19 protein-coding genes and 1 pseudogene are annotated in these 18958 nt (G+C 39.0%); 5 read left to right on the top strand and 15 right to left on the bottom strand.

Going from position 1 to position 18958, the window contains the following annotated elements:
• Positions 1 to 9 precede the first annotated feature (9 nt).
• Both BQ7352_RS05520 and BQ7352_RS05515 read right to left on the bottom strand, forming a co-directional pair.
• A complete protein-coding gene (locus BQ7352_RS05520) occupies positions 10 to 714 on the bottom strand; it encodes an ABC transporter ATP-binding protein (RefSeq protein ID WP_072447680.1) in 705 nt (234 codons plus the stop codon).
• A 3-nt stretch (positions 715 to 717) separates the two neighbouring features.
• Positions 718 to 1305 carry a TetR/AcrR family transcriptional regulator gene (locus tag BQ7352_RS05515; protein ID WP_072447678.1) on the bottom strand — a complete coding sequence of 196 codons (588 nt, stop codon included), beginning with the start codon at positions 1303 to 1305 and terminating at the stop codon, positions 718 to 720.
• A 300-nt stretch (positions 1306 to 1605) separates the two neighbouring features.
• Between BQ7352_RS05515 and BQ7352_RS05510 the strand changes: the two genes are divergently transcribed.
• Both BQ7352_RS05510 and BQ7352_RS14620 read left to right on the top strand, forming a co-directional pair.
• On the top strand, positions 1606 to 2757 hold the full coding sequence (locus BQ7352_RS05510) for an IS91 family transposase (protein WP_072447676.1): 1152 nt from the start codon (positions 1606 to 1608) through the stop codon (positions 2755 to 2757).
• A 51-nt stretch (positions 2758 to 2808) separates the two neighbouring features.
• Entirely contained in the window at positions 2809 to 2985 is a 177-nt protein-coding gene (locus BQ7352_RS14620) for a hypothetical protein (RefSeq protein ID WP_200791354.1), read from the top strand.
• Between the two features lie 250 nt (positions 2986 to 3235).
• On the opposite strand, the gene BQ7352_RS05505 is transcribed toward BQ7352_RS14620, so the two are convergent.
• Positions 3236 to 4054: a DNA-3-methyladenine glycosylase family protein gene (locus BQ7352_RS05505; RefSeq protein WP_072447673.1), complete on the bottom strand. Its 819-nt coding sequence runs from the start codon at positions 4052 to 4054 to the stop codon at positions 3236 to 3238.
• Positions 4055 to 4200: 146 nt separating this feature from the next.
• On the opposite strand from BQ7352_RS05505, the gene BQ7352_RS05500 reads away from it, so the two are divergent.
• Positions 4201 to 5142 (top strand): cation diffusion facilitator family transporter, encoded by a 942-nt coding sequence (locus BQ7352_RS05500; RefSeq protein WP_072447670.1) that lies wholly within the window; start codon positions 4201 to 4203, stop codon positions 5140 to 5142.
• A gap of 36 nt (positions 5143 to 5178) precedes the next feature.
• Here the strand turns inward: BQ7352_RS05500 and BQ7352_RS05495 are convergent, their stop codons facing one another.
• Genes BQ7352_RS05495 through BQ7352_RS14960 form a run of 3 tightly spaced genes read right to left on the bottom strand, consistent with a single transcriptional unit; the run spans position 5179 to position 6854 of the window.
• Positions 5179 to 5991 carry an energy-coupling factor ABC transporter ATP-binding protein gene (locus tag BQ7352_RS05495; protein WP_072447668.1) on the bottom strand — a complete coding sequence of 271 codons (813 nt, stop codon included), beginning with the start codon at positions 5989 to 5991 and terminating at the stop codon, positions 5179 to 5181.
• 15 nt (positions 5992 to 6006) lie between these two features.
• Positions 6007 to 6507: an energy-coupling factor ABC transporter ATP-binding protein gene (locus tag BQ7352_RS14965; protein ID WP_256381142.1), complete on the bottom strand. Its 501-nt coding sequence runs from the start codon at positions 6505 to 6507 to the stop codon at positions 6007 to 6009.
• A gap of 2 nt (positions 6508 to 6509) precedes the next feature.
• Positions 6510 to 6854: an ATP-binding cassette domain-containing protein gene (locus BQ7352_RS14960; RefSeq protein WP_256381141.1), complete on the bottom strand. Its 345-nt coding sequence runs from the start codon at positions 6852 to 6854 to the stop codon at positions 6510 to 6512.
• Positions 6855 to 7149: 295 nt separating this feature from the next.
• Between BQ7352_RS14960 and BQ7352_RS05485 the strand changes: the two are divergent.
• Positions 7150 to 8275: pseudogene (locus BQ7352_RS05485) on the top strand (IS110 family transposase).
• 110 nt (positions 8276 to 8385) lie between these two features.
• Here the strand turns inward: BQ7352_RS05485 and BQ7352_RS05480 are convergent.
• A complete protein-coding gene (locus tag BQ7352_RS05480; RefSeq protein WP_072447666.1) occupies positions 8386 to 9351 on the bottom strand; it encodes a nucleoside hydrolase in 966 nt (321 codons plus the stop codon).
• Positions 9348 to 10277 carry a ribokinase gene (gene rbsK / locus BQ7352_RS05475; RefSeq protein WP_072447664.1) on the bottom strand — a complete coding sequence of 310 codons (930 nt, stop codon included), beginning with the start codon at positions 10275 to 10277 and terminating at the stop codon, positions 9348 to 9350. The genes BQ7352_RS05480 and rbsK overlap by 4 nt, the downstream gene beginning before the upstream one ends.
• 367 nt (positions 10278 to 10644) lie before the next feature.
• On the opposite strand from rbsK, the gene BQ7352_RS05470 reads away from it, so the two are divergent.
• Complete coding sequence (locus BQ7352_RS05470; protein WP_072447662.1) at positions 10645 to 12555, top strand: PfkB family carbohydrate kinase; 1911 nt, start codon at positions 10645 to 10647, stop codon at positions 12553 to 12555.
• 97 nt (positions 12556 to 12652) lie between these two features.
• Here the strand turns inward: BQ7352_RS05470 and BQ7352_RS05465 are convergent, their stop codons facing one another.
• The 7 genes from BQ7352_RS05465 to BQ7352_RS05435 are packed head-to-tail and all read right to left on the bottom strand — an operon-like array spanning position 12653 to position 18958.
• Positions 12653 to 13324, bottom strand: a complete 672-nt coding sequence (locus BQ7352_RS05465) for a V-type ATP synthase subunit D (RefSeq protein WP_072447660.1) — start codon at positions 13322 to 13324, stop codon at positions 12653 to 12655.
• A gap of 36 nt (positions 13325 to 13360) precedes the next feature.
• Positions 13361 to 14734: a V-type ATP synthase subunit B gene (locus BQ7352_RS05460; RefSeq protein ID WP_009247444.1), complete on the bottom strand. Its 1374-nt coding sequence runs from the start codon at positions 14732 to 14734 to the stop codon at positions 13361 to 13363.
• The gene (locus tag BQ7352_RS05455) at positions 14734 to 16500 is read right to left on the bottom strand and encodes a V-type ATP synthase subunit A (protein ID WP_072448618.1); all 1767 of its coding nucleotides are present in this window, start codon (positions 16498 to 16500) and stop codon (positions 14734 to 14736) included. Before BQ7352_RS05455 ends, BQ7352_RS05460 begins: the two co-directional genes overlap by 1 nt.
• A gap of 20 nt (positions 16501 to 16520) precedes the next feature.
• Complete coding sequence (locus BQ7352_RS05450) at positions 16521 to 16841, bottom strand: V-type ATP synthase subunit F (RefSeq protein WP_072447658.1); 321 nt, start codon at positions 16839 to 16841, stop codon at positions 16521 to 16523.
• Positions 16834 to 17811 carry a V0D/AC39 family V-type ATPase subunit gene (locus tag BQ7352_RS05445; RefSeq protein WP_072447656.1) on the bottom strand — a complete coding sequence of 326 codons (978 nt, stop codon included), beginning with the start codon at positions 17809 to 17811 and terminating at the stop codon, positions 16834 to 16836. Before BQ7352_RS05445 ends, BQ7352_RS05450 begins: the two co-directional genes overlap by 8 nt.
• A 26-nt stretch (positions 17812 to 17837) precedes the next feature.
• Entirely contained in the window at positions 17838 to 18431 is a 594-nt protein-coding gene (locus BQ7352_RS05440; protein ID WP_072447654.1) for a V-type ATP synthase subunit E, read from the bottom strand.
• Positions 18432 to 18487: 56 nt separating this feature from the next.
• Complete coding sequence (locus BQ7352_RS05435; RefSeq protein WP_072447653.1) at positions 18488 to 18958, bottom strand: V-type ATP synthase subunit K; 471 nt, start codon at positions 18956 to 18958, stop codon at positions 18488 to 18490.

Below are 18958 nucleotides of genomic sequence, written 5' to 3'. Positions count from 1 at the left end.
ACCAGTCACCTACCATTCAATGGTTTCTACCGGAACAGGATTTGGATTTAATTCCATACCGGACACCTTTCCATTCTTGATATGTATAATTCTGTCCGCCATAGGTGCAATAGCCGAGTTATGAGTAATCACAATAACGGTCATCCCCTTCTGACGGCAGGTATCCTGCAAAAGTTTTAAAATCGCCTTTCCCGTATTATAATCCAACGCTCCTGTAGGCTCATCGCACAACAAAAGCTTAGGGTTTTTTGCCAGTGCTCTGGCTATAGAAACTCTCTGCTGTTCCCCTCCGGAAAGCTGTGCCGGAAAGTTATCCAGACGATCTCCCAGACCCACATCTTCCAAAACACTCTTTGCATCTAATGGTTCTTTACAAATTTGAAGTGCTAACTCCACATTTTCCAGTGCAGTCAAATTAGGCACTAAATTATAAAACTGAAAAACAAATCCAATATCATCCCTGCGATATCCTGTAAGCATTTTCGGTGTATATTTCGCCACGTCTTTTCCGTCTACCAGAACTTTTCCCGCTGTAGCAGTATCCATTCCCCCTAAAATATTTAAAACTGTTGTTTTACCGGCTCCACTTGGGCCTACAATTACCACAAATTCACCCTTTGATATAGAAAAATCAATCCCATCTGCCGCATGAATTTCCACTTCTCCCATCTTGTATATCTTTGTTACGTTTTCCAATCTTACATAATCTTCCATAAATTATCCTCTCCCAGTTTCCTCTAATGCTCCCTGTATTCCTTTTGTTAAAAGCCTGGCCGTAAGCGTTGCCATCTTTTTGGGACTTTCCTTAAAATCATGTTCCATCCAGTAACGCACAATTCCCATAGCACCTGTAGTACAATAATAAAACTGTACTTGAAATTCCACAGATGCTTCATCAAAAGTATTTGGAAAAGCATTCAAATACTTTACAAAAATAGACTCTACAAGCCCTTTTCCGCTTGAAACACTTCCCCTGTATCTCATAATCAGTCCACACTTTTCCCTCTCCTGATAAAGATACTCAAATACCTTCTTTAAAACTGCTTCCAGATTTTCCTTTAATTGAGCCGGCTCCATTTCGTCTGTCATTTCCTTTACCTTTCTACACATATTCTCCTCTACTTCTGCCAGAATATCATAGATATCTGTATAATGTATGTAGAAAGTGTTTCTATGTATATGGGCCGCCTCTGTAAGCTCCCGAATAGAAATTTCATTAATTTCCTTATGCCGCAGCAACAGAAGCAATGCTTCTAATATATTGGCCTTTGTCTTTTCAATCTTCTTATTTCTATCTTTTTCCATAATTTTCTCCTATGCATCTGCACATTTCCTCACTTAAATTTTACTGTGCAACTGCACATTTGTCAATCTTCTACATAATTTGGAAAAGATTGTGCAACTGCACAATCTCCGCGCGCGAGCGGTTCACAAAGTGATAATTTCATTTCCGCGAGCTGCGCTTCCTTGCGGAGCATTTTTGATTTCATAGGACGCAATTTCCTATGAAATAAAAAAGTGTCTTCGACACTTCAACTCCCCTGCCCCTCAATCTTTGAGGGGTTAGGGCTTTCTTTTTCCTTCCCTATCTGTCATAATACTCTCATGAATATACTTCAAAAAATTTTTACCGACTATTATGAAGAATTTAAATATACCCTCCATCCCAAAAAAACGGAAATGGAAAACATTGATAAAATGATCCACTGCGGTGATCCTTCCTTCGGCGGTGCCATGTATGCCTGCACCCACTGCGGTAACCTAAAATTCGTTCCTTTCCGCTGTCACAGCCGCTTTTGCCCTACCTGCGGCATCAAATATTCCATGGAGCGCTCTACCAGCATGGCTTTCAAACTCATACAGTCCAGCCATCGCCACTGTGTTTTTACCATTGACAAAAACCTTCGGGATTTCTTTCTCAAAGACCGCACACTCCTTGACTGCCTTTTTCATTCCGTCAACAGTGTCGTCTCCCGTATGTTTTTCAAAATCAATCAATCCAAAAATTTTACCCCCGGCTTTCTCATGGTTTTGCATACCTTTGGCAGGGATCTCAAATGGAACCCTCACATTCACTGCCTTATTTCCGAAGGCGGTCTTAGTGATGATGGACTCTGGAAACCCGTAAAGCATTTTAACTACACCTTTCTTCGGAATGCTTTCCGCACCGCTCTCCTCAATGAGATGGAAACTCTCCTCGGTTCTTCTTTCAAAAAAGTAAAAGCCAAATGTTATGATGAACACAAGCAGGGCTTCTATGTTTATGCCAGACCAAACCTCTGTGACCCTAAAGCAGTCATCCGCTATATTGGCCGGTATCTTGGCCGACCTGTCATCGCCGTCTCCAGAATTGACTCCTATGATGGCGAAATGGTGACTTTTCATTATAACCGCCATGAGGATGATCAATATATACAGGAAACTATTCCTGCCATGGATTTCATAAAAAGGCTGATCCGCCATATCCCCGAAAAGCACTTTAAAATGATCCGTTATGGCGGCTTATATGCCAGACACAGAAAAACAGATGCAAAACTCTACCGGGCTATCCCCAAAAGCAGGCACCGCATTTACCGAAGCTTCAACCTGTGGCGCAATGCCATTCTTTTTTCCTTCGGCTATGATCCTTTGGAATGTCCCGGCTGCAGGCACAAAATGGAGTTCCTGGAACTTTATTATAATCACCAACGCGTATCCCTCGAAGAACTTTATGAGAAAGCAATGTCCAAATTTCTCGGAAAGCGTTCTTCTGCATGATTTCTTTTTTTACATTCTATGCTATAATCCTCTAAAAGGAGGATGGTTGCCATGAAAACAGGTATCGAGGAATTACGCAAAAAATACATTGACAATCCACCAGAAGGAATGACTCCTAAGGACATTCGCAATATGAGCGAGGAGGAGCTTCTGGATATGGATTACTTTTTAAACGAAGATGATTTATTTGCCGATGAGGCTGGTGTAGAAGGTTTTTATATCTTCTAACGAGCGTCATCTTGTTCCTATGCCACCTTTGTGTGGGCTATTTTCATTCATTGTTCCAACAAAAGTCGGAATTTCCTATTATACAAAAAAAGATTGTGCAACTGCACAATCTCCGCGCGCGAGCGGTTCACAAAGTGATAATTTCATTCCCGCGAGCTGCGCTTCTTTGCGGAGCATTTTTATTGTATAGGACGTACTTTCCTATACAAAAAAGAGCTGCTGCATCAACAACAACTCTCTCCGGTTATTTCTATTCTATTTTTTCTCCAAAAAGCTCATAATAAAAAATATATTGCTGCAAAACGCCTTCAAATCCCTTGTATCTGCGCTTTGGAAATCCTCTTTTATAGTGCTTTTCCAATGCTTGGTTAATATGGGTATCCACAGGAAATGCCTCTAAATGATGAAGTCCAAATAAGCAAATGCAATCTGCAACCTTTACCCCTACTCCAAATATTTTAAGCAGTTCTTCTTTTGCCTCTTCATACTTCATTTTTTCAATAAGCCGCAAGTCTATTTCACCGGAAACTACTCCTTTTGCTGCACGTACCACATATTTACTGCGATAGCCCAAATTGCATGCCTTTAAATCATCCTCTCCCAGACAAGCTAATGCATCCGGTTTTGGGAAAGCATAATAGCTCTCCCCTGAAGCTATTTTCCTCTCTTCTCCATATTCTCTGCAAATATTCTCAATACATCTTCTAATTCTTACAATATTATTTTGCTGAGAAATCAGAAAAGAAACTATCATTTCCCATAAATCCTGCTTTAAAATACGAATTCCTTTTCCAAGCTTAGATGCCTGTAACAAATACGTGTCCTTAGGGTTGATTTGATCTATGTAAACCTGATAATCCCTATTTAAATCAAAATAGGTTTCCCATACCTCTGTAAATTCCTCTGCTGAGCAAAAAAAGAGACACGCCTTTCCCTTTTGGTGTATATCTAAGCTTCTTTCCCCTGCAATTACCCGATACCTGTTTTCTTCCATTTTCTCCATACGAAAACACTGACCGGAATTGCAGATTTGTTCTAAATCAAAATTTTCTAATTGTTTTTCTACCATGTTTTATCCTTTTATCCTCTATGTTTCTGATCTCTGACTGTAAAAGGATTATACGAAAAACAACAAAACAATTCAATATGATTTATATGGAATTTTTCTTTTCTTCTGCTATAATAATTTTAGAAAGCAAGTTAGGAGATGTAATCATGCACAGGTCAAGAAAAGCGCAGAAAAAAGAAAAGAAAGCCATGACCGTTTCCTTATACGGAAACTTATTCTTCGTCATTGTGGAATTAATCACAGCCATTATCACCAGTTCTCAGGCAGTTTTACTTGATGCTGTTTATGATGGTGTAGAATTCTTCATGCTCCTGCCCTCCATTTTTTTAATTCCGTTACTCTACAAGCCCTCCAGCGAAAAACATCCCTTCGGTTATATGCAGATAGAGACTCTCTTTGTTGTAGTAAAAGGAATTATGATGACCGCTGTTACCATCGGATTAATCGCAAACAACTTAAACCTTATGCTTCACGGCGGACATCTGATTGCTTTTCAATCCGTTGCTTATTTTGAACTTTTCGCCTGCATTTTAGGTATCGCTGTATCTCTATATTTAAGAAAAAAGAACAAGGCAATGAATTCTCCTTTATTAGAAACAGAAAGAAAAGGCTGGGAAATAGACAGTATTGTATCTTTGGGAATGACAGCTGCGTTTCTACTCCCTAAATTCTTCGCCAATACGCAACTGTCTCCTATCATCCCCTATATAGACCAGATTATCACCATATTCTTGTCTATATTTATGCTCCCAATGCCAATTAAAACAGTAATTACAGGCATTCGAGATCTAATCTTGATACCACCGGAACAGGAAACCATTGATGATATTAAAAATATCGTTGAACCGATTATTGGTATTTATGGACATACACAGCTTTATTATGATATCGTTCGAACCGGACGAAAACTTTGGATCAGTGTCTACATTACCTTTGATAAAGACACAGTTTCCCTTTCAAAGTTCAAAATCATCCAAGCCAGATGCATTCAGGCTCTTGCGGAAAAATATTCCGATTTTTACTTTGAATTATTGCCGGATATTGAATTTACAGGAACTGAGATTGAAAAACTTTCTTTTCCAAAATAAAAGGACAGAACTGCTTCCCATTCTGTCCTAAAATCATTATCCCATTTTTGCCCTTTTTACATACTCCACTAGCTCACTTCTGGATGTAATCTTCCCTGGTAACCCAAGCTCAGATACAATCTCACTGATATATGGTTTCATCAACATACTTTCTTCCAGAAGTTTATCATCACTGAACACCTCTTTAGGATTTGTAATCTTCAAAAGATTTTTATGTGCCATTACAAATACCTTATCAAAATTATTAACTACAAACTCCATATCATGTGCAATCGTAACGATTGTTTTTCCTTTTGCAGTAAGTTCCTTTAAGATATTTTCCAAAAGACGTATTCCCCTGATGTCCTGTCCTGCTGTAGGTTCATCTAAAATTACAATATCTGTATCCATCGCTATAATCGATGCAATGGTGACAAATTTCCTTACGGAGAGAGGCAGATTATACGGATTTTCATCTAAAACTTCCGTAAGCCCTGTCAGTCTTGCAGAATATTCTACCATTTCTTTAATTTTACTTTCACTCATTTTTAAAACTTCTGGTCCAAATTGTATCTCTTTTTCTACAGTATTATGAAATATTTGATCATCCGGATTTTGAAAAACGTAACCTGCTTTTCTTGACAAAGCAGCTGTAGTAAAATCCTTTGTATCCATGCCAGCAACTATAACTTTTCCCTCTGTAGGTTTTAACAATCCGTTAATCATTTTCACTGTAGTGGTCTTTCCTGCTCCATTTTGCCCTACAATCGCAATATTTTCACCCTGCTCGATTTCAAAACTAATATTCTCAACAGCTGAATACCCATTCGGATAAACAAATTTTACATTTTCAAATTTAATAAATGACATCTTTTATCCTCCTTACTATCTGTTTATAGTTTTCTTCAGCTGATGCACCATTTCTGCTTTTGTAATAACCTTTTCAGCAATAGAAATACCCTGTTTCCGCAGTTCATCTGCTAAAATTACTGACTGAGGAAGTTCAATATCTCGTTCTAATAAAGACAAATCTGACAAAACCTCATGTTTTTCTCCATGTCGAATAAGTTTTCCCTCCTCCAATGCCAGAACCTCATCTGCATATTCTGCAATTAACTCAATTTTATGCTCCACCAGAATAATCGTTTTTCCCATTTTTTTCATCTTATCAATAATGTCAAAAACTCTTTCCGTTTCTTTTGGATCAAGCTGCGATGTAGGCTCATCAATTACAAAAATATCTGGTTCTAAAGCAAGAACAGATGCCAGCGCTACTCTTTGCTGCTGCCCACCTGACAGCTCAAAGGGATTTTTTTCTGCTAAATATGCAGTATTCGTTAATTCCATAACCTTTGATACTGTATCTTTTATTTTTTCGATTTCCACACCTAAATTTCTAAGCCATAGGCAATTTCTTCATATACATTATCTCTGGCTCCTGTAATCTGGTTAAAAGGATTTTGAAAAACATAGCCAATCTTTGGTGCCAATTCTCCCATTGTATACTGTTGTAAAGATTTTCCTTCTAAAATTACCTCGCCTTCCATCTCACCTTGAAAAAATCCTGGAATAAACCCACGAATAATATTACACAGAGTAGTTTTTCCACTTCCATTCGCTCCTACAATTGCATAAAATTTTCCTTTTTCCAGAGAAATAGTAATATTTTTAATGCTTGGTTCTTTAGCGAGGGGATATGTATATGTAACATTTTTAAGTTCTATATAACCCATAATAATCTCCATTCCGCCGCCAAGTCGGCGGCACAAATAGTAATGAAAGTCTTTTAATCCCCCACGTTACTGATAAAATAATTGTTAAAGAAGTTATACTACAAAGCACGGGGAGGTGAGTCGTAAAGACTTTCTTCGGTTTTAGACAGCATAATAATCAGTGTGAGTTCCATCTTTCAAGCACAAATAAGTGGCTCTTTTAGACCGTACAGTAAGAATTGTTTTAACTTCTCTGTTAAATGTGTGGTGGAGCAGTCAATGGCTTCTTTATCTCACTTTGAAAGGAGTTTTGACCATGAAAGTTGTTTATCAAACCTGCTGTGGCGTCGATGTTCACAAATCTTTTCTCGTTGCCACAATCATTAAAACCATTTCCGGAGTAGAACCTTCTTACCAAAAGAAACGTTTCTCCACCTTCAACAATTCGATCCTGCAATTCAAAAATTGGCTGATTGAAAACCAATGTCGGGATGTCTGTATGGAATCTACCGGTAAATACTGGGTTCCTGTATTCAATCTCTTGGAAGACGATATCAACGTCACTATTGCCAACCCCAAATGGGTAAAAGCAGTCAAAGGTAACAAGGATGATACAAAAGATTCCAAATGGATTGGGGATTTGTTTCGATTAGGTCTGGTTCCTGGGAGCTATCTCCCTTGTAAACCAATCCGTATCTTGCGTGAATTCACAAGATATCATTACAAGTTGACTTCCTGCCGTACCAGCGAAAAGAACAGATATCAGAATGCGCTTACTGTCTGTAATGTCGCATTAGATTCGGTTGTTTCCGATATCTTTGGGAAATCAGCTACATCTGTTATTGACTACCTGATTGAACGATCCGACAATTCCATCAACCACGAAGAAATAGCTTCCAGACTTCTCCGTTCCCTAAAGAAAAAGTCTGACAGTGTCATTGAATCCATCGAAGGGTATCAGATGACCGATTCCCAAAAATACCGTATGCGCCTCGTCCGCGCACATCTGGATTATATCACATCTACAATCAATGATATAGACACTATGCTTGATTCTTTGATTGCCCCTTATGAAAATGCTGTCCAGTTACTGTGTACCATTCCGGGTGTTGACCGTAACAGTGCAATTACTGTTATCTCCGAGATTGGTACCGATATGACTCCGTTTTCTAATTCCAAACGCCTCTGTTGTTGGGCAGGACTGACTCCCGGCAACAATGAATCTGCTGGTAAGAAGAAATCTGTCAGGATAACACGTGCCGGTGTCTACCTCAAACCTGCATTGGTGCAAGTCGCTCATGCAGCCGTGGAATCCGACCGATTTATACAAGATTGATATACCTGAACCTTTGAAAGAAAAGCAAAAGGAAAAGGCTATCAAACAGGCTAAGAAACTGCTCATCAGAGAAGGAATTCTTTCCGAATCACAATTAGCTTCCTAGCTTTTCAAAATAATAATTTTTCAAAGGCTGCCATAAGACAGCTTATTAAAGTACGCCATTTGTTGGCTGTCCTCTACTTTCTTTCACAGTAACCTCTCCCTTCAAAGCTATCAGCCTAAATATTCTAATATCTCTTCTTTTTTATCTTCAAATATAGTTGTTAATAATAATCTGTAAAACTTATTCACATCAACTTCTGCTGCATACCATGCATTACACTTTCCGTCATTCCAGTGTCCGTTGATATCTACAATGGATTGACCTCTTCCAATCCCATCTGTAATAACATCGATATTGGCCTTTTTTAAAGTTAAAATAGACGGATCAATAAAATATGCTACAGTCAAAACATCATGCATTGGTGCTACTGGTTTTTTTCTTGTCTCCCAGTTGTCTTCTACTCCCACTCGAGTAACATTGTAAAGGAAATTAGATAATTTCGTATTGAAAATTCTCAATATTTCTCGAATATCTGCACCTAAAGCAATTTTATTTGTGACATCAAGTCCTATCATAACAGCATCCTGAAATCCTGCATTTAGTACTTCTTTTGCTGCTAATGGATCTGCCCAAAAATTATATTCCGCTACCGGACTCATATTTCCTGTATATTTTGCCCCTCCCATAATAATAATCTGTTTGATTTTTTTAGGAAATTCTGGATCCTTTCGAATTGCCTTTGCAATATTTGTACAAGGTCCTATAGCAAACAATGTAATTTCTCCTGGATGTTCTGTTGCAGTTTCTATCAAAAAATCAACCGTATTTTTTGCTTCTTCCTGTTTTTCGGTTTCGATTGTATACGCATATCCCCCCAATCCATCATTGCCAAATGCAGGCACTGTATCTGGCTGTTTGTCATTTAGTGCTCTTGCCGAGCCTCTGTACAAGGGAATATCTTCTCTCTCGCATAAAGACAGCACCTTTAATCCATTTTGTGTAGTATTATCAATATCTCCATTTCCTGATACTGTACATACAGCTTTTAACTCTAACTCAGAATGTTTCAGTGCTAAAATAATTGCTAAGGCATCATCCACACCCGGGTCACAATCAATAATTATTGGTCTCTTCACTCTTTCTCCTCCTTCTTCATTTTTTCTATCACTTCTTCCATTGTAGGTATGGAAGTCTGTGCTCCTTTTCGTGTCACCACAATTCCCGACACACTGTTCCCAAATCCAATTGCCTCAGCATAATCCTTTCCTTCACTTAATGCCAATGCCAATGCGGCAGTAAAGCAATCTCCCGCGGCAGTTGTATCAATTGCTGTTACTTTTTGAGCTTTGAAATACTCTTCTCTGTCTTTTGTGACAAGCAAAGCCCCGTCTCCGCCCAAAGTAACAATGACTGTTTGAATTCCTTTTTCTAATAATTCCTTAGCCCCTAAAATCAATTCCTCTTTTGTTTCAAGTTTCTTTCCTGTTAAAGTCTGAAGCTCTGTTTCATTAGGTTTCACAATATTGAAACCTTTTAAAAACTGTTCTGACAAATCTTTTTGCGCAGGAGCTGGATCTAAAATAACTTTCTTTCCCTTCTCCTTTGCCAAAACTTTTACATATTCCACAACTTCAAGGGGAATTTCCAGCTGCATAATAATAATATCGGCTTCTTCAATAAGCTTTAAATGCCTGTCAATCATTTGTGTTGTCAGCTTATTGTTTGCTCCCTGAACAACAATAATACTATTTTCCCCTTCTTCATCAACACTGATAAAAGCGTTTCCTGTAGGTGTTCCCGGAATAACTTCTATACCGGATGTTCCCACACCTACATCTTGAAGATTTTCTATCAGCATCTTTCCATACAAATCATTTCCTACTGCACCTAGCATCTCAACCTTGCCACCCAGCTTTCCTACAGCATATGCCTGATTTGCACCTTTTCCTCCCGGAACAAGATTTACATCTTCTCCCAAAATTGTTTCACCTGAAAGTGGCATTTTCTTTACGTTAATTACAAAATCCATATTCAGGCTTCCAACTACTAATATATTACTCACTATTTTCTCTCCTTTTATATTGGGAAAATATTTTCCTAAACTATTTTCTTTATCAGAAATATATCACTATTTTCTTTTTCCGTCAAGTATAATTGTATATTTTGTACTTTTTCATATTTTTATATGTGTATTTTTGCGCATAATATACATAATTACATCAAAAATATAAAAGAGTATTTTTTAACACTCTCACACCTAGGGACTGACGATAAATAAATAGTTCCATGCGTCCTCTATTTTTGTATTGCCAACTTCTCCAGAAGACCTTTTCCATTAGAAAAAAAGGAGAAGAACCTTTATTGACAAATAATTGCAGATAGTGAATAATACTCTATAAGATTAAACACAAGTGAGGTGACGTCTTCTTATGACTATCAAAGAAATTGCCAATCTGGCAGGTGTTTCCATTTCAACCGTTTCCAAAATTGTAAACAACAAAGCAGATAACATAAATATCGAAACCCGTAATCGTGTCTTGAAAATTGTAAAAGAATATAACTATACTCCCTATGGAGCAGCCAAAAACATTTCCAATGCAAAAACTTTTATCATTGGTGTTCTTTTAAGACATACCACTTTACTAAACTTAATGTTAAAAGGCATTATGGATATGGCGCAAAAGCACGGCTACAATATTCTTCTTTGCGACAGTATGGACTCTGAAGAAAAGGAATTGAAGCATATTACTGCACTGTGCAAACATCATGTGGATGGTGTCATCTGGGAACCAATAAATGAAAACAGTATTCAATATGAACATTACTTTCAGGAACAGAATATTGCTGTTTCTTACATCAACTCCTCCCTTCCTGATACCTCTCACTGTCTGGATTTCATGCAGATGGGATATCTTGCTGCTCAAAAACTTTTGGATTACCGCCACACACACATTGCCTGCCTGACAAAACCCGGAAGTTTTCGCTCAAAAATGGTATTTGAAGGATTTAAAAAATGTCTTTTTGACAATGAAATTCCCTATTCTGAGGATATGAAGCTTCTTGTTACAGATCCTGATTTTTATACTCAGATTTCCCTGCAAGGCTTTACAGGAATTGTCAGCACCCACTTTGAGGCTGCTCTTTCTCTCTATGAAAAAGTAAAAAACTTTCATTACCATATTCCTTCAGATTTATCTCTTATAAGTCTTCGAGAAGATGCCGGAGATGACATCTGTTTCCCTAGAATTTCTTCTCTGCAAATTCCCTATGAGGCTTTCGGAGAAAAAGTCTGCTACCATTTAATTGCAGCCTGTGAAAATTTAAATGAACCTGAATTTACACTTTTTACCTCAGAAAATCTCACTTTAGACCATGAAGAAAGTTTAAATGCCCCTCCTTCCTGCCGCTATAAAAAAATTATTTCTGTAGGAAGTATTAATACAGATATTACTCTGACAGTGGATGAGCTTCCAAGCTCAGGAAGCACTACTATCACTACTGCTTCCTGCATTTCTCTTGGTGGAAAAGGAGCAAATCAGGCAATTGGTGCTGCGCGTCTTGGACGAGAAGTAATTTTAATCGGAAAAATCGGAAATGATTATGACTCAACAATTATCTATGATACTTTAAAAAAGGAGCATATTCTGACCCATGGAATACGCAGAAACTCAAACACCAGCACTGGAAAAGCATATATTCACGTACAAAAAGATGCTGAAAGCTGCATCACAGTTCTCCCCGGTGCCAACAAAACTTTATCTCCCAAGGATATTCTAGCAAGAGAACATTTATTTGATGGCTGCGGTTATTGCCTAATTTCCACAGAAATTCCTATGGATACTTGCATTCAAGCCGCTAAAACAGCCCATTCACACCATGCAAAAAACATTATAAAACCCGCCACATTAAAGGTGCTGCCTGCTCAACTTTTAAAAAACGCAGATATATTTGTTCCCAATAAACGCGAAGCTGCACTTTTATGTCCTTCTGAAAGCACTGTAGAGCAACAGGCAGATTACTTTTATCAGCAGGGATGTCCGGTTATTATCATCACTTTAGGGCATCAGGGTTCTTATGTAAAAACAACAGATTTTTCCGGTTATTTCCCTGCTGCTGATTTCCCTTCTATCGACTCTACAGGAGGAGCGGACGCTTTTATCGCAGCCTTAGCCTCCTATTTAACCGAAGGATATTCACTTTTAAATGCAGTAAAGATTGCAACACATGCAGCGGGATTTTGTATTTCCAGAACCGGTGTAGTACCAGCTTTGATTGACAGAACTTCCTTAGAAAATCATATTAAAATGACAGAACCATCGCTTCTAACGTTAGATAATTAAAATAATTGATAAAAAAGGGACAGTTGTGATCCATACAAGTCACAACTGTCCCTTTTTAGAACTATCCATTTCCTGACAGTCCCTCTTTTTCATTATTCTATTCCACCATAGCTTCTCTTTCTTTGTAATGATGTGCTTCTTCCAACATCATATCTTTTACCTTCATCAAACGAATTTGTGTACTTCTTTCATTTTCATCCAATTTCATAGTAATATATTTAATATTTTTCTGAGTTTCCGGAATAATAACATGCTCCAGAGCGTTTACTCTGCGTCGTGTTTTCTCAATTTCAGAAGCCATTAACTGACAGGATTTTTCAACCTCTGCAAGCCTAAGCATATCCGGCAGAATATCTGCAAGAGATTTTACTGCTCCATCCAAATCTCCGGAAGTAAAAGCAAAGCCATAAGAATAAATATCATTTGCATCAGCTGTTCTGGTTTTTGTTTCAAAAACCGGAATATCAACACTCATAACATTCTTCTTCCCTGCTTCCAGATAGACCTCCTGCTTCGGAGACATTAAAGCTGTATTTAATATCTGCTCAGACATACCTGCTTTTGCGATGACGAAGTTCTTGTTCGCTGATAAAATCCCTGCCTCTACTTTCTGGCGCAATGCCATGTTTTCCCTTACCAGATCAAGAAACTGACGCATAAGCTCATCACGTTTGTCCTTTAAAAGCTTATGCCCTTTTACAGCTGTAACCAACTTCTTCTTTAAACGGGTAAGCTCCATTCTGGTAGGTGTTACCTGCGTAGATGCCAAAATATCACCTCTTTCTTTTTATCACAGACTCTTCCTTTAGAATTTTCCGTAATACTCATCTAAGAACTTATCATCAATACGTTTCAGCTCACTTCTTGGAAGGATAGAAAGCAATTTCCAGCCAATTCTTAAAGTTTCTTCAATATCACGATTTGTCATATAACCCTGAGAAACGTATTCCTGCTCAAATGCATCTGCAAATTTCGCATAAATAATATCAATATCTGAAAGAGCTGCCTCTCCTAAGATAACCATTAATTCTTTTGCCTCTTTGCCTCGCGCATAAGCTGCAAAAAGCTGGTTCATCGTGTTAGAATGGTCTGCTCTTGTCTTTCCTTCACCAATACCTTTATCTTTCAGACGGGAAAGAGACGGCAATACATCAATCGGAGGTGTAACACCTTTACGATACAATTCACGGCTCAGAATAATCTGTCCCTCTGTAATATATCCCGTTAAGTCAGGGATTGGATGTGTCTTATCATCTTCAGGCATTGTCAGAATTGGTATCATAGTAATACTTCCCTTTTTACCTTTCTGACGTCCGGCTCTTTCATACATAGTAGCAAGGTCTGTATACATATAACCAGGATATCCTCTACGTCCCGGAACCTCTTTACGAGCTGCTGATACCTCACGAAGAGCATCTGCATAGTTAGTAATATCCGTCAGAATAACCAATACATGCATGTCTTTTTCAAATGCAAGATATTCAGCTGCAGTAAGAGCCATCTTCGGTGTTGCAATACGCTCAACAGCAGGGTCATTTGCCAGATTGATAAATAACACTGTTCTGTCAATAGCACCTGTTTCTTTAAAACTCTCTGTAAAGAAGTTCGCTTCCTCGAATGTAATACCCATAGCGGCAAATACAACGGCAAAGTTCTCTCCTGAACCGCGTACTTTTGCCTGTCTTGCAATCTGCGCCGCAAGCTGTGCATGAGGCAGACCTGATGCTGAGAAAATAGGTAATTTCTGTCCACGAACCAATGTATTCAGACCATCAATAGCAGAAACTCCTGTCTGAATGAACTCTTCCGGATAGCTTCTTGCAGCTGGATTCATTGGAAGACCATTGATATCCATTCTGGCATCCGGCAAAATTTCCGGACCATCATCAATCGGACGACCCAGACCATCAAAAACACGACCCAGCATATCCTCAGATACGCCAAGTTCCATACTTCTTCCAAGGAAACGTACTTTACTGTTAGAAAGGTTAATACCTGTAGAGCTTTCAAAAAGCTGTACTAAAGCATTACTTCCATCAATTTCAAGAACACGGCAGCGGCGTGTTTCGCCATTTGCCAGTTCAATTTCACCTAACTCATCAAAGTGAACATTTTCAACGCCACGAACCAACATAAGAGGTCCGGCAACTTCCTGTATTGTTCTATACTCTTTCGGCATTAGAAGTCCTCCTTCCCTAATACATTGGAAATTTCTTTTGCAAGCTGTTCTAATATAGCTTTATATTCTTCTTCCAAATTTTCTTCTAATACATATTTGAAACGTCCGATTTTTTCACGAACTTCAAGTTTTACTAAATCTTGAATATTAGCTCCATTTGCCAGAGCTTCTGCGCCCTGCTCATAATACGCAACTACCAGCTTCATTAAAAGATACTGTTTCTTTAAGGAGCTGTAAGTATCTACTTCATGGAAAGAGTTCTGATGAAGAAAGTCTTCACGAATAGAACGAGCTGCTTCCATTTTCAGACGGTCTCCTGCAGATAATGCATCCATACCAACCATCTTAACGATTTCTTCCAGCTCTGCCTCATCCTGCAAAAGACTCATCATCTTCTGACGTCCTGCCATCCAGTCCGGAGCCACCTGTTCATTAAACCATTTCTCCATATTATCAAGATACAGAGAATAACTTGTCAGCCAGTTGATTGCCGGGAAATGTCTCTTATATGCAAGAGAGGAGTCCAATCCCCAGAATACTTTAACAATACGAAGAGTAGCCTGAGATACAGGTTCTGAAATATCACCGCCCGGAGGAGATACTGCTCCGATTACAGACAGAGCACCTTCTCTCTTGTCCTGACCAAGAGAAATTACATGTCCGGCTCTTTCATAGAACTGTGCCAGACGAGAACCAAGGTATGCAGGATATCCTTCCTCACCAGGCATTTCTTCCAGACGACCTGACATTTCACGGAGCGCCTCTGCCCAGCGTGATGTAGAGTCTGCCATCAATGCAACGGAATAGCCCATATCTCTAAAGTACTCTGCAATTGTAATACCCGTATAAATAGATGCTTCACGAGCAGCAACCGGCATATCGGAAGTATTTGCAATAAGCACGGTTCTCTCCATCAGAGACTGGCCTGTCTTAGGATCCTTTAATTCAGGGAACTCATTTAATACGTCTGTCATTTCATTTCCACGTTCACCGCAGCCGATGTAAACTACAATATCAGCCTCAGCCCATTTTGCCAGCTGATGCTGAATAACTGTTTTTCCACTTCCGAAAGGTCCCGGAACAGCAGCAACACCACCCTTAGCAATTGGGAAGAAAGTATCAACTACACGCTGTCCTGTTACAAGAGGCATTTCCGGTGGAAGTTTTTTCAGATATGGACGACCTTTACGAACCGGCCATTTCTGCATCATTGTAATTTCTTCATCACCATTTTCAGTTGTAATGACTGCAACTACCTCTTCAACAGTAAATTCTCCTGCTTTAATCTCTTTAATTGTACCGCTCATTCCATAAGGAACCATAATCTTATGGTTTACTACAATAGTTTCCTGAACAGTACCGATAATATCACCATTTTCAACACTGTCCCCCACCTTCACAGTAGGAACAAAATTCCATTTCAGGTTTCTCTTTAAAGAAGGTACTTCTACGCCTCTTTTTAAATTTGTTCCTGAAACCTTCATAATATCATCTAATGGACGCTGAATACCATCATAAATACTGGTAATAAGACCTGGTCCCAATTCAACGGACAATGGAGCGTCTGTAGATTCTACCGGTTCTCCCGGTCCAAGTCCTGAAGTTTCTTCATATACCTGAATAGATGCTTCATCTCCATGCATTTCAATGATTTCACCGATCAAACGCTGATTACTAACACGAACAACGTCAAACATATTTGCATCACGCATGCCCTCTGCAATAACCAGCGGACCTGCTACTTTTTTAATTATACCTTTGCTCATGGCCACGCATCACCTGCTTTCTAATTATTACTGAATAGAATATCAGAACCTACTGCCTGCTCTACAGAATTCTTAACGCCCTGTACACCATCTCCGGTATTTCCTGATACTCCCGGAATTTGGATAATCGCCGGCAAAATTCTCTCCTGATATTTCTCTATTACACTTTTACACTCTGCTGCCAATGCTTCGGTAATATAAATAATTCCATATTCATGACTGGCAAGTGTTTCTATTTTTTCTTCTGCTTCTTTACGATTGGCTACCGGGAATGTATCAAGACCCAGCGCAGCAAATCCGTAGATACTGTCATAATCGCCTACAACTGCAATCTTATACATACATATCCCTTACCCTTTCTCGGATTGAATTCTCAGAAAATCCATTCTGTTTCCCTGATAAAATAATTCGCACCGTTTTTATTTCATTTTCCCTTGCCAGCACGTAAGCTACCAAAGGTCCTACTGAAAATGACTCATACTTCTGCGGCTTCATTGCCTGTATCAGTCGGTTGTCACACCATCTCTCAAATGCGGAAGAAGACTCTGCAATCGCCTGGCCACCTTCTGCATAAGCAGTACCTGATAAATATTCCACAACCGCTTCCATACCTCCCACTGCTGCTCTTGACAGCTGGTCTACATCTATGGAGTCACATGGAGCCATTGCACGTTTCATAAAATCCATCGTTTTCGCGGTCTTCTGTGAACGCACTGCAATTTTAATATCTGCGATTGCAACAATGGATTCAGCATATTCCTTAATAATGCTGTCTTTTGCCGCCTTTCCGGCTGCATAGATTGCATCTAATGCCGCCCTGTCAACAATCACATCACAAAGCTGCCCGTCACCTGTATGCAGCAATGTTTCATAAGCTTCTTTTGCTGCATTAGCCATATTTTCCGGAAATCTGGAAAAATCTTTGCTTTTTATAATATCCAGCATTTCTTCCGGAGAAATCTGTGTATCTTCATAATAAATATTCAGATTTCTATTTTCATTTCCGGAACAAACATCTTTAATAGCCGCTTTCAGGTTATGAAACAGATTAGGATAAGAAAGCACATCAAAGACAGACATATCAACGCCCAAGTCTTTCATAGTTTCCCAAATCTTTTCTGTTTCCCGCCCTAAAATTGCATCTGCATTCGCTGCTGTATCATTATCTCCCCAGCCCTTTTCCTGCAACACCTGAATACATTGTTCCTCTGTGTCACAGGCAATCAACTGCTCAATAATCTGAGAAGTAAATAATGATGTTTCCAACGCACGTATTCGCGCAACCGCATAGGTATATTTTGTATCAAACAAATCAATTCCTCCTTCTTGCGGTTATGCTATGAAAATAATAATGAATGAACTTTATCTGAAAGCTCATCTCTTTTTGAACTGAAAATTGCTTCAAAAGTACAATTTTCTTCAATTCCACCATAAATAAGAACAAATCCGCCATGCACTTTTCTACTTTCCTTAGAAATTGCCAGCGCACCGCCCTTTTCCTTTGCAATTGCCTGAATTTCTTCTTCAAAGCCCTGTGGCAATCTTTTTAAGTCTTCATCAGAAAAACAGATTTCTCCGTTCTGTGACAGCACAAATCTATGCAGCATTTTTCGAAGCATTGCAAAATAGGTTTCATCATCTGCATTAATTAAAGTCTGGTAAGCATGTGCCAGCACTTCCGCAATGATTTCCTGTTTTGCTGTGAGAAGGGCTTTTCTTCTCTGTAAATCACAGGAAGAAACAGCACGTTCCTCGATGGCTTTCACCTCTTCTTGAGACTTTTGGGAAATTTCTCTGCACACAGCTTCTGCTTCTTCTTTTCCTTTTTCTTTCATTGCATCCGCCTGTTTTTCGGCATCTGCAAGAATTTCCTTAGCAGAAGCTTCAGCCTCTTCAAGAATCTGGCTTTTCATCTTTTCTAATCCAGTCATTCTTCTGCTCTCCTTTACTATATTTCCTCTGTCTACCTCTTAATTCTGTCAGATAATTAGAATGGAAGGTTTGTAACAGCCAGAATGGAAACCAGCAGAGCAAGAATTGCGTATGTCTCAACCATTGCAGGGAAAAGCATAGCTTTACCAAACTGTTCCGGTTTCTTTGCAACAATACCAATTGCTGCTGCAGAAGTTTTTCCCTGATAATAAGCAGAGATAAGTCCTACAAGACCAATTGGAAGACATGCACACAGTACCAGAAGTCCTTCACCTTTTGTCAGTTCCAATAAACCGCCGCCTAAAAGACCGATTTTGGAAAGAGTAATAAATCCAACTAACAAACCATAAATACCCTGTGTACCAGGAAGCAGCTGCATGATCAAAACTTTCGCAAATTTACTTGGATCTTCTGTAACAACTCCTGCTGCAGCCTGACCTGCAATACCAACGCCAATCGCTGAACCGATACCTGCTAAAATAACTGCTAATGCAGCTCCTAATAATGCATAAACAACTCCACTCAT

The sequence above is a fragment of the Blautia sp. Marseille-P3201T genome (assembly GCF_900120295.1).
Classification (GTDB): domain Bacteria; phylum Bacillota; class Clostridia; order Lachnospirales; family Lachnospiraceae; genus Blautia.
Note: the sequence above shows the minus strand (reverse complement) of the source record. Positions and strands in the feature narration are given on the sequence as shown.

What these genes read in the sequence shown, in the direction of transcription:
- BQ7352_RS05505 (WP_072447673.1), bottom strand. Translation starts at nt 4,054, where the DNA reads ATGGTAGAAAAACAATTAGAAAATTTTGATTTAGAACAAATCTGCAAT.
- BQ7352_RS05455 (WP_072448618.1), bottom strand. Translation starts at nt 16,500, where the DNA reads ATGAGCAAAGGTATAATTAAAAAAGTAGCAGGTCCGCTGGTTATTGCA.
- BQ7352_RS05500 (WP_072447670.1), top strand. Translation starts at nt 4,201, where the DNA reads ATGCACAGGTCAAGAAAAGCGCAGAAAAAAGAAAAGAAAGCCATGACC.
- BQ7352_RS05440 (WP_072447654.1), bottom strand. Translation starts at nt 18,431, where the DNA reads ATGACTGGATTAGAAAAGATGAAAAGCCAGATTCTTGAAGAGGCTGAA.
- BQ7352_RS05435 (WP_072447653.1), bottom strand. Translation starts at nt 18,958, where the DNA reads ATGAGTGGAGTTGTTTATGCATTATTAGGAGCTGCATTAGCAGTTATT.
- BQ7352_RS05495 (WP_072447668.1), bottom strand. Translation starts at nt 5,991, where the DNA reads ATGTCATTTATTAAATTTGAAAATGTAAAATTTGTTTATCCGAATGGG.
- BQ7352_RS05520 (WP_072447680.1), bottom strand. Translation starts at nt 714, where the DNA reads ATGGAAGATTATGTAAGATTGGAAAACGTAACAAAGATATACAAGATG.
- BQ7352_RS14620 (WP_200791354.1), top strand. Translation starts at nt 2,809, where the DNA reads ATGAAAACAGGTATCGAGGAATTACGCAAAAAATACATTGACAATCCA.
- BQ7352_RS05510 (WP_072447676.1), top strand. Translation starts at nt 1,606, where the DNA reads ATGAATATACTTCAAAAAATTTTTACCGACTATTATGAAGAATTTAAA.
- BQ7352_RS05515 (WP_072447678.1), bottom strand. Translation starts at nt 1,305, where the DNA reads ATGGAAAAAGATAGAAATAAGAAGATTGAAAAGACAAAGGCCAATATA.
- BQ7352_RS05470 (WP_072447662.1), top strand. Translation starts at nt 10,645, where the DNA reads ATGACTATCAAAGAAATTGCCAATCTGGCAGGTGTTTCCATTTCAACC.
- BQ7352_RS14960 (WP_256381141.1), bottom strand. Translation starts at nt 6,854, where the DNA reads ATGGGTTATATAGAACTTAAAAATGTTACATATACATATCCCCTCGCT.
- BQ7352_RS05460 (WP_009247444.1), bottom strand. Translation starts at nt 14,734, where the DNA reads ATGCCGAAAGAGTATAGAACAATACAGGAAGTTGCCGGACCTCTTATG.
- BQ7352_RS05450 (WP_072447658.1), bottom strand. Translation starts at nt 16,841, where the DNA reads ATGTATAAGATTGCAGTTGTAGGCGATTATGACAGTATCTACGGATTT.